Genomic DNA, 3574 nt, shown 5'->3' on the forward strand with positions numbered 1-3574 from the left:
CGAACGATTTCGTCTCGTCCGCCATAGTTGAAGGCGATCACCAGCGTCAGCGATTCGTTTGCGGCCGTCAGCGTTTCGGCCTCGTCGAGCAGTCCCCTGATATCAGACTGCAGCCCTGCCCGGTCACCGATGATTCTAACCCGCACACCGCTCTGGTGCAGTTCAGCAAGGTCACGGCGGATGAACATTTTCAAGAGGCCCATCAGGTCGCTGACCTCGGACTTCGGCCGCGACCAGTTCTCCGACGAGAAAGCATAGACGGTCAGGTAGGAAATGCCGAGCCCGGGTGCCGCGCGCACCGTCTTGCGCAGCGCCTCGACACCGGCACGGTGGCCCGCAAGACGGGGCATGCCGCGCGCCTTGGCCCAGCGTCCGTTTCCGTCCATGATGATCGCGACATGCGCGGGCGTTGCCATGTTCTCGCTTTCGGGTCAGCCGGCGGCCATGACCCTAAACCTGCATGATTTCAGCTTCCTTATCGGAAAGCAGGTGGTCGATGGTGCTGATCGTCTCGTCGGTAAGTTTCTGGACCTGGTCCGAGCGTTTGCGCTGATCGTCTTCGCTGATGTCGCCGTCCTTCTCCGCCTTCTTCAGGAAGTCCATGCCGTCGCGGCGCACATGGCGCGCGGCGACACGGGCGTTCTCGGCGTAGGTGTGCGAGATCTTGACCAGTTCCTTGCGGCGCTGTTCGTTAAGTTCGGGAAGTGGAATCCTGAGGTTGGTGCCGTCTACGATCGGGTTGAACCCCAAATTGGATTCGCGGATCGCGCGGGCGACCGCGCCAACCATCGACTTGTCCCATACCGATACCGAGATCATGCGCGGCTCCGGCACCGAGACGTTGGCGACCTGATTGATCGGCATGGTGGTGCCGTAGGCCTGCACCTGGATCGCATCGAGCAGATTGCTGGAGGCGCGACCGGTCCGCAGCGAGGCCAGATCATGCTTGAACGCGGCAATGGCCCCATCCATGCGCCGCTTGAGATCGTCGTACTCACCACTCATCTTTATCTCCTCGACCCGTCTAATGCGGGCTCACTGCTTCGGGGCCGTCTTCGAATCGAACTTTCGAAAACCGGCTTCCCTTTTCGGGTCAGGCCGCCGATCAATCGTCCGCGACGACCGTGCAGCGGCCGCCGCCCCTCAGAATATCGCCGAAACCACCTTTTTCGTGGATCGAATAGACGATTATCGGAATGTTGTTTTCGCGCGCAAGTGCAATCGCAGCAGTATCCATGATGGAAAGGCCGCGATTTATGACTTCGCCATGGCTGATGCGCTCGAAACGCGTTGCATTCGGGTCCTTCTTCGGGTCCGCCGAGTAGACGCCGTCGACCTGAGTGCCCTTGAACAGCGCGTCGGCGCCGATTTCAGCGGCGCGAAGGGCTGCGGCCGAATCAGTGGTGAAGAATGGATTGCCGGTGCCGCCGGCAAAGATCACCACCTTGCCCTGGTTCATGTAGGCGGTCGCCTGGCGCTGCGAAAAGCTCTCGCAAAGTTCGGGCATGGCGATCGCCGAAAGCACCACGGCGTCGACGCCGATCTTGTTCAACGACGTGCGCAGCGCCAGCGAGTTGATCACCGTGGCAAGCATGCCCATGTGGTCGCCGGTAACACGGTCGCCGCCCTTGGAGGCAACGGCCACGCCGCGAAAGATGTTGCCACCGCCGATGACGACGCCGACCTCGATGCCCAATGCACGCGCCTCGGCGATGTCGCCGGCGATGCGATCCACCACTGACACGTCGATGCCGAAATGCTGCTCGCCCATCAACGCTTCGCCCGACGCTTTCAGCAAGACACGTCGGTAGAGGGGCTTCACCGTCATCTGGGCCTCTTCATTTGCATGTGGCGCGTTCCGGGTGGCTGCTCTCGCGCAGGCGCGCCATCCGAAACAATGGCGTTCCGATACACGAAGGGCGCCGCGATGTCACGCGGCGCCCGACCCGGAATTCTCTCGCCTTTTGTCAACTCACGCCGGCAAATGCACCTGCCATGAGCAGGTCGGGGAAATAGCCCGCCGGCTTGTAGCCGACGGCCTGGCCCCCGGTAAGGCCGCCCTGGATTTCCGGACCGAAGAACGAGTACGGGAACGGCGTGACCGGCAGGCTGACTGCGTCGAGCCTTGCCAGGAGCTCTTGGGGAATCTCGAAATCGAGCGCACCGAGATTGTCCCTGAGCTGATCGAGCCTGGTCGCACCGATGATCACCGAAGCGACACCGGGCCGCGTTGCCGCCCTGTTCAAGGCGATTTGGGCCATGCCGCGGCCAAGCTCTCCGGCGACCTTTTCCAGTTCGGCAACGATTGCCCAGTTGCGGTCGGTGAATTTCTGGAAGCCGGGATTGGTCGAACCGCGCATCGCCTCCAGCCTGCCGCCGGCGTTGCTGATTGTATCTGAACGATATTTGCCGCTCAGCAAGCCGCTGGCCAGCGGGCTCCAGACCATGATGCCGGCGCCATAGCGCGTGCCGAACGGCACGAATTCATGCTCTATGTTGCGCTCGACCAACGAATATTCGAGCTGCAGCGCCGAAACCGGTTCATAGCCGCGCTGCTCGGCGATGGACTGCGCCCGGCTCGCGTACCAGGCGGGGACGTCGGAGAGACCGACATGGCGGATCTTTCCGGCGCGTACCAGATCGTCCAGCGTCCGCATCACCTCTTCCGGTGAAGTCAGCCTGTCCCAGGCATGCAGGACATAGAGGTCGATATAATCGGTGCCGAGCCGCTTCAGCGAGCCTTCGACGGCGCGGATGATGTTCTTGCGGCCGTTGCCGCCGGCATTCGGATTGCCCTGCTCCAGATTCATGCTGAACTTGGTGCTGATCACCGCTCTGTCGCGCAGACCGCGTTCGGCTATGAACTCGCCAAGCCAGGTCTCGGAGGTGCCGCCGGTATAGGCATCGGCCGTATCGAAGAAATTGCCGCCTGCCTCGACATAGGCATCGACCAGGGCGCGGGCCGTCTCCTTGTCGGCGCCCCAGCCCCATTCGGTGCCGAAGGTCATGGTTCCGAGCGCCAGCCGGGTGACACGAAGCCCGCTGCTGCCAAGGGTGTAGAAGGGCATGGTCATGATGTCGCTCCGATCCTGATCCAATCTTCAATGCCGATCCTGTCCGGGGGTCGTCTTGACCCACGGGTTGCCGCGTTCATGCGTCATGCGGAATGTGAAGCCGTCCACGCTCCAGTTGGCTCCCGAACGGGTCAGGTGGTGTTCGTAGGTGCCCCAGACTTCCCATAGCGGTTCGCCATTGCCTTCCATCCGGTTCCAGGCGTAGCCGTTGGAGGAGACAGTCGCGGCGTCGCCGTCGATGGCGACCTGATGGTTGGTGCGCAGGTGCAGGCTGGTCTTGTTGCCCCTGAGGTTGGCGGCCCAGGTCCCGATCAGGTCGTCCGACGCGATGGTGGCCGCAGGCTGCCCACTCAGGCTGCTGAAGTCGACGGTGACGCGGTCGGCGAAGTAACTACGGGCGAGCCGCCAATCCTGGGCATCGACCGCGCGGTCGATGGCATCGGCGACGCGTATGACGGCGCGCTCATCGGCGAGCGTGATTTCAGGGGACGATTCGGCTC

General features: G+C 62.6%; 5 protein-coding genes. All 5 read right to left on the bottom strand.

Annotated features, from left to right (window positions below; genetic code table 11):
- The coding region (gene uppS, locus EOC06_RS43540) for a polyprenyl diphosphate synthase (protein ID WP_245470077.1) at positions 1-416 on the bottom strand (416 nt) is incomplete at its 3' end.
- A gap of 34 nt (positions 417-450) precedes the next feature.
- Positions 451-1005, bottom strand: coding sequence for a ribosome recycling factor (gene frr / locus EOC06_RS26035; protein WP_128309126.1), 555 nt, complete (start codon positions 1003-1005; stop codon positions 451-453).
- A 100-nt stretch (positions 1006-1105) separates the two neighbouring features.
- Positions 1106-1828, bottom strand: a complete 723-nt coding sequence (gene pyrH / locus EOC06_RS26040) for a UMP kinase (RefSeq protein ID WP_013531760.1) — start codon at positions 1826-1828, stop codon at positions 1106-1108.
- A 139-nt stretch (positions 1829-1967) separates the two neighbouring features.
- A complete protein-coding gene (locus tag EOC06_RS26045) occupies positions 1968-3074 on the bottom strand; it encodes an aldo/keto reductase (RefSeq protein WP_128309127.1) in 1107 nt (368 codons plus the stop codon).
- Between the two features lie 27 nt (positions 3075-3101).
- The coding region (locus EOC06_RS26050; RefSeq protein WP_164898738.1) for a nuclear transport factor 2 family protein at positions 3102-3574 on the bottom strand (473 nt) is incomplete at its 5' end.

This window comes from Mesorhizobium sp. M7A.F.Ca.MR.362.00.0.0 (genome assembly GCF_004023175.1).
In the GTDB taxonomy this organism is placed as follows: domain Bacteria; phylum Pseudomonadota; class Alphaproteobacteria; order Rhizobiales; family Rhizobiaceae; genus Mesorhizobium.